This is a genomic window from Mycolicibacter senuensis, assembly GCF_003284925.1.
GTDB classification, from domain to species: Bacteria; Actinomycetota; Actinomycetes; order Mycobacteriales; family Mycobacteriaceae; genus Mycobacterium; species Mycobacterium algericum_A.
The window spans coordinates 1-6207 of the sequence record NZ_QMEX01000185.1 but is presented as its reverse complement, the minus strand read 5'-3'; the positions used below and the strand labels follow the sequence as shown (position 1 = coordinate 6207).

Sequence of the window (6207 nt, the reverse complement as noted above, 5' to 3'; positions counted from 1 at the left end):
CGGCGATCAGCAGCGTCGACACCCCCAGCTCCGTGGCCGCCCGCACCGCCTTGGCCGTCAAGACGTCGGCCACCGACTCCTGGAAGCCGGCCGCCACATCGGCGGGGACGAAGTCGGGGTTGGCCTCCACGTAGCGGGCCACCGCGGTTTTGAGCCCCGAGAAGCTGAACGCATAGGGGGCGTCGCGCGCACCGGTCATCCCACGCGGGAACACCACGGCGCCGGCGTCGCCGGTGCGGGCCAGCTCGTCGAGCACCCGCCCGCCCGGGTAACCCAGCCCAAGCAGCCGGGCCACCTTGTCGTAGGCCTCCCCCGCGGCGTCATCGACGGTGCTGCCCAGCTCCACGATCGGCTCCCCGAGCGATCGCACGTGCAGCAGGTGGGTGTGGCCGCCGGAGACCAGCAGGGCCACACACTCGGGCAGCGGCCCGTGGGCGTAGACGTCGGCCGCCAGATGCCCGCCCAGGTGGTTGACCGCGTAAAACGGCACCCCCCAGGCGGCCGCATAGGCCTTGGCCGCGGCCACGCCCACCAGCAGCGCGCCGGCCAGGCCGGGCCCGATGGTGGCAGCCACCGCATCGGGGCGTTGCACCTCGGCCGTCTCGAGTGCCCGGCGCATGGTCGGGCCCAGCGCCTCCAGGTGGGCGCGCGAGGCGATCTCGGGCACCACCCCGCCGAACCGGGTGTGCTCTTCGACGCTGGAGGCCACCTCGTCGGCCAACAGCGTCAGCGTGCCGTCGGCCGCCAGCCGGGTGATGCCGACACCTGTTTCATCGCACGAGGATTCGATGGCCAGAACTGTTGTCACGAGAGCGCCTCCCGCCGCATCAGGTAGGCGTCCGCGCCGTTGCGGTAGTAGCGCTTGCGCACACCGGTCTCGACGAAGCCGACGTCGCGGTAGAGCCCGATCGCCGCGGCATTGTCGGTACGGACCTCCAGGTGCACGACGCCACCGTCGGCGTATTCCAGTAGGTCGGCCAGCAGCCGCCGTCCGATGCCACGGCCCTGGTGAGCCGGGTCCACCCCGATGGTGTGTACCTCGAACTCGAACGGCGGGGTGCGTCCCAGCCGGGCGATCCCGCCGTAGCCGACCAGCCGGTCACCGAGCCGGGCCGCGACATAGTGGTGGTCAGCGGCGCCGATGGCCCGGCGGAACGCCGCGGGCGGCCACGGGTCGTCACCGCCGAACAGCTGGGCCTCCAGTTCGGCGCAGCGCGCCGCATCGCTGTCGAGCAGCGCACCGATCACCACCGGCACCACCGCAGCATCGCGTGGTTTGGCATCGGGGCGCCGCAGGTACAACGGCACCAGCGGCGCCGGCTCGCTGTCCCAATCACGTACCGCCGCAACCAGTCCCATCGGTGTGGGATAGGCCACGTCGATCACCGGCAGGCCGAACAGGCCGGCGTGCGCCGGCGAACCGGCCACCGCCGCGGCGTCGCCGAGGTCGACGTCGGCCGGGGAACTGACCGCGGGGCCGGCCACCCGGACCCCGTCGCGGTAGCGCGCCCAGTACACCTCGCGACGCCGTGCGTCGGTGACCACCAGGGTTGCTCCGGTGGTGCAGACCCCGATGGCGTCCAGGCTGCAGACTCCGTGGACAGCGATGCCCAACGCATGTCCGTAGGCGGCGGCGCTGGCCATGCCGACCCGCAGCCCGGTGAACGGCCCCGGCCCGCAGCCCACCACCACCGCCGTCAGATCGTTCATGCCCAGCCCGGCGTCGGCCAGTGCGGCAATGACATTGGGGGTGAGCCGCTCGGCGTGCGCGCGCGCATCCAGGGTGACCCGCTCGGCGAGCACGCTGCGCCGGCCCGTCTCCGCTAGCACGAGTCCTGCGGTGACCGCTGGCGTGGCGGTGTCGATGGTCAGGATCGCCCCGATCATGGTGTGTGCCATCGCCAGGTCGCGGTGCGGGTCTCGGTGTCGGCGCCGCGGTCCAGCCGGATGTCCAGGTGCCGCTCCGAGAGTCGCTCGGCCAGTCCTTCGCCCCACTCCACCACGACGACGGCGTCGTCGAGTTCGGTATCCAGATCCAGCGAGTCCAATTCAGCCAGCAGGTCCAGTCCCGATTCGTCGAGCAGCCGGTAGAGGTCGACGTGGATCATCGCCGGGTCACCGGGCCGGCGGGCCCGATGTTCGCGGGCCAGCACGTATGTCGGCGAGGTGACCGGACCCTCGACGTCCAGTGCTATGGCGATCCCCTTGGCCAGCACCGTCTTTCCGGCACCGAGCGGTCCGGACAACACCACCACATCGCCGGCGCGCAGCTGCGCGCCCAGGCGTGTTCCCAGCGCCACGGTGTCTTCGGGCGTCGCCAGGTGCTGCGTGTCAGCCACTGCGCCCGGCCTTCCGGCGCAGTCGGCGGGTCAGCGTGACCCGGCGGGGGGTGGCCCGCTCCACCAGCCGCACCAGCGCGTCGTCGATGATGTCGGGTTCCTCCAGCTGCACCAGGTGCCCCGCTCCGGGCACGATCACCAGCTCACAGTCCCACAGCGCGGCCGCCATCGCCCGTGAGTAGCCGTCCGGGGTGAGCAGATCGCGGTCGCCGCAGGCAACCAGGGTCGGGATCTTGGCCAACGTCTCCAGTGCGGCACTCTCGTCGTGCACCTCCAGTGCGTGCAGGAAACCCACCATGGTGGCCACCGGGGTGGTGTGCATCATCTCCTCGGAGAACGCCACCACGCTCGGGCTGATCTGGTCGGTGCCGTAGGAGGCGGCGCGCAGGATCGGCGCGATCACCCGGCGGGCCGCACCGCGGCCGCGGTGCACCAGGCCCGGGGCGTAGCGCACGGTGAACTGAACCGCCTCCAGGGCCGGGTTGCGCAGGATCTCCCCCAACGGTGATCGGGAAACACCTTTGGCCGCCGAGGAGATCAATGCCGCACCCACGATCCGGTTGCGGTAGCGCTGCGGAAACTGCCGGGCATGCGACAACACGGTCATGCCGCCCATCGAATGCCCGACCAAGACCACCGGCCCACGCGGCACCGTCGCGGTCAGCACCGCCTCCAGATCCTGACCGAGCCGCGGCACGGTGTAGGTATCCGGCGGGGCGACCGTGGAATCACCGTGGCCGCGTTGGTCGTAGAAGACCATCCGGACCTGGCGACCCCATTCGGCGGTCAGCCGCGCCCGCTGAAAGTGGAACGAGCCCATCCGCAGGCAGAAACCGTGCGCGAACACCACGGTCAGCGGCGCGTTGCGGGGGCCCACATCGCGGACCGCCAGTTCGACGCCGTCGTCGGTGACCACCACCGAACTGTGGTCGTGCACCAGGATCTCGAAATCCTCAGCGGCATAGGGATCGTCGGCGGTGGTGCGGCGGGTCAGCGAGCGCGCGATGGTGGATCCGGCGATGGTGCCGACAGCGGTCAGCCCGGCCGCCCCGGCCAGCCAGCCACCGGCTCGCAGCCGGGCGCGCCGCCGCTTAACGGCCATCGGACCCGGCCCCCCGGTAGGTTCTGGCGACCCGTCCGCGCGGTGAGTTCACCACCTCGTAGTGGATGGTGCCCAGCGCGTCGGCCCAGTCCTGGGCGATCGGCTCGCCATTGGTTCCGGGCCCGAACAAGATGACCTCGTCACCCTCGGTCACGTCGACCGGCCCGGGGCCGAGGTCGACGACGAACTGGTCCATGCAGACCCGTCCGACGCTGGGCCGGCGCCGGCCGTTGATCAGCACGTCGAACCGGCCGCTCAGCGGGCGGAACACCCCGTCGGCGTAGCCCATCGGCACCAGCGCCAGCGTGGTGTCGGCCGCGGCGGTCCAGGTGTGCCCGTAGGAGACCGCCTCGCCGGCCTTGATCGAGCGGACCAGCACCACAATGGATTTCAGCGTCATGGCGGGGACCAGGCCCATGTCGCCACGCTCGGGGAGCGGGCTGAGCCCGTAGACGGCGATACCGGGCCGCACCATGTCGAAGGCCAGGTCCGGCCGGGTCATCACCCCGGCAGAATTCGCGAGGTGGGCCACCTCGAACGTCAGGCCCTTATCGCGGGCCAGCGCGAGCATATCGGAGAACCGTTGTGCTTGAACGTTGTTCACCGGGTTGTCGGCTTCATCAGCGCAGGCCAGGTGCGACATCAGCCCCCGCACCCGGATCGCGTCGTCGGCGACAGCGCGGCGCAGCGCACCCAGCAGCTCGGGGTAGCCGGCGGCGCCGATGCCGTTGCGGTTCATGCCGGTGTCGGCCTTGACCGTCACCGTGGCGGTGTGCCCGGTGCGGGCCACGGCGTCGAGCAACTCGTCGAGCTGCCGCACCGAGGAGACCGCGATCTGCACGTCGGCGGTCAGGGCGGGCGCGAAGTCGGTGTCGGGGCCGTGCAGCCACGCCAGTACCGGGGCGGCGATACCGGCCGCCCGCAACGCCAGCGCCTCATCGACGGTGGCGACCCCGAGTTCGGCTGCTCCGGCCGCCAATGCCGCTCTCGCCACCTGGGCGGCGCCGTGGCCGTAGCCGTCGGCCTTGACCACGGCCATCATCTCGGCGGCGCCGGCCTGGTCGGACAGCACCCGCACGTTGTGGGCGATGGCATCCAGGTCCACCAGGGCTTCGCCGAGCAGACCCGCCGTTCGGGATGTCACAGTCATGTCGGTCTCGATTGTCCCAGAACCCGCCGGATGCCCCCGTCCCCCCGCCGAACGTGTAACCACTGCGAAAAGTCGGCCGGAAAATCGCAGCAGTTACACACTCGGCGGAAAAAAGGGCTGCCGGGACCCAAAATCAGTGGGCGAAGTGCTGCTGATCGTCAAAATGGCCCCCGGGCTTGAGCCGGTCCAGGGCGGTCACCGCCTTCAGGGTGTCATCGAAGAGCGCCCGGGCGAGGTCTGCGGAGAGCCCCTCGCGCACCACCACGCGCAGCACGGCGACGTCCTCGGCGCCCTCGGGCATGGTGTAGGCCGGCACCTGCCAGCCGTACGTGCGCAGCTCGTGGGAGACGTCGAACTCGGTGTAGCCACGATCACCCGCGAGGCGGCAGCTGACCACCGGGATCGCCGACCCATCGCTGATCACCTCGAAGTGCTCGCTCGCGGCCAGCTGGTGCGACAGCCAGCGGGCGGTGTCGGAAAGCGTCCGCATCACCTCGGTGTAGCCGCTGCGACCCAGGCGCAGGAAGTTGTAGTACTGGCCGACGACCTGGTTGCCCGGTCGGGAGAAGTTCAGCGTGAAGGTGGGCATGTCCCCGCCCAGGTAGTTGACCCGGAACACCAGTTCCTCGGGCAGATAGTCGGCGCCCCGCCACACCACGAACCCGATACCCGGGTAGGTGAGCCCGTACTTGTGGCCGCTGACGTTGATCGACACCACCCGCGGCAGCCGGAAGTCCCACTTGAGGCCCGGGTGCAGAAACGGCACCACGAACCCGCCGCTGGCCGCGTCCACGTGCACCGGCACGTCCGCTCCCCCGCCGGCGGCCAGGGCGTCCAGCGCCTCGCAGATCTGCTCGACGGGCTCCAGTTCACCGGTGTAGGTGGTGCCCAGGATCGCCACCACCCCGATGGTGTTCTCGTCGACGGCGTCGACGACCTGCTCCGGGGTGATCACGTAGCGGCCCTGCGCCATCGGCAGGTAGCGGGGCTCGACGTCGAAGTAGCGGCAGAACTTCTCCCACACCACCTGCACGTTGGAGCCCATCACCAGATTCGGGGTGCGGTTGCGCCAGTCATCGCCAACGCGCTGTCGCCACCGCCATTTCATCGCCAGCCCGCCGAGCATCACCGCCTCACTCGAGCCGACGGTGGACACCCCGATGGCGCTGGCGGGGTCGTCGTCGCGCAGGTTCTCGGCGTGGAACAGGTCGGCGACCATGGCCACGCAGCGCTGCTCGATGGCCGCGGTGGCCGGATATTCGTCCTTGTCGATCATGTTCTTGTCGAACGACTCGGCCATCAGCGCCGACGCCTCCGGGTCCATCCAGGTGGTGACGAAGGTGGCCAGGTTCAGCCGGGAGCTGCCGTCGAGCATCAGCTCGTCGTGGATGAAGCGGTAGGCGGCCTGCGGCTCCATCGCCTCGTCGGGCATCCGCAGCGCCGGGACCGGTGAGGTGAACAGCCGCCCGGTATAGGCCGGGGCGATGGTGTGCGCGGGGACGGACGGGTGGGAATGGGTCACAGCGACTCCTCTTCTCAGAGCTCGGCCAGAGCGGTGCGGATGTGGGCCAGGATGCGCGACGCCGACGTGGGGGTGTCGCCGGGTCCGGGGTCGG

General features: G+C 70.6%; 6 protein-coding genes. All 6 read right to left on the bottom strand.

Going from position 1 to position 6207, the window contains the following annotated elements; genetic code table 11:
- Positions 1 to 808: tRNA (adenosine(37)-N6)-threonylcarbamoyltransferase complex transferase subunit TsaD (gene tsaD / locus DQP56_RS22020; RefSeq protein ID WP_112689058.1), on the bottom strand; the 808-nt coding region annotated here is incomplete at its 3' end.
- Positions 805 to 1884, bottom strand: coding sequence for a tRNA (adenosine(37)-N6)-threonylcarbamoyltransferase complex dimerization subunit type 1 TsaB (gene tsaB, locus DQP56_RS22015; RefSeq protein WP_112689060.1), 1080 nt, complete (start codon positions 1882 to 1884; stop codon positions 805 to 807). The genes tsaB and tsaD, both read right to left, overlap by 4 nt.
- On the bottom strand, positions 1884 to 2339 hold the full coding sequence (gene tsaE, locus DQP56_RS22010) for a tRNA (adenosine(37)-N6)-threonylcarbamoyltransferase complex ATPase subunit type 1 TsaE (protein ID WP_112689056.1): 456 nt from the start codon (positions 2337 to 2339) through the stop codon (positions 1884 to 1886). The genes tsaB and tsaE overlap by 1 nt, the downstream gene beginning before the upstream one ends.
- Positions 2332 to 3441 carry an alpha/beta fold hydrolase gene (locus tag DQP56_RS22005; protein WP_112689054.1) on the bottom strand — a complete coding sequence of 370 codons (1110 nt, stop codon included), beginning with the start codon at positions 3439 to 3441 and terminating at the stop codon, positions 2332 to 2334. The genes tsaE and DQP56_RS22005 overlap by 8 nt, the downstream gene beginning before the upstream one ends.
- Positions 3431 to 4591, bottom strand: coding sequence for an alanine racemase (gene alr, locus DQP56_RS22000; protein ID WP_112689052.1), 1161 nt, complete (start codon positions 4589 to 4591; stop codon positions 3431 to 3433). The genes DQP56_RS22005 and alr overlap by 11 nt, the downstream gene beginning before the upstream one ends.
- A gap of 133 nt (positions 4592 to 4724) precedes the next feature.
- Positions 4725 to 6113, bottom strand: coding sequence for a glutamate decarboxylase (gene gad, locus DQP56_RS21995; protein ID WP_112689050.1), 1389 nt, complete (start codon positions 6111 to 6113; stop codon positions 4725 to 4727).
- Positions 6114 to 6207 lie beyond the last annotated feature (94 nt).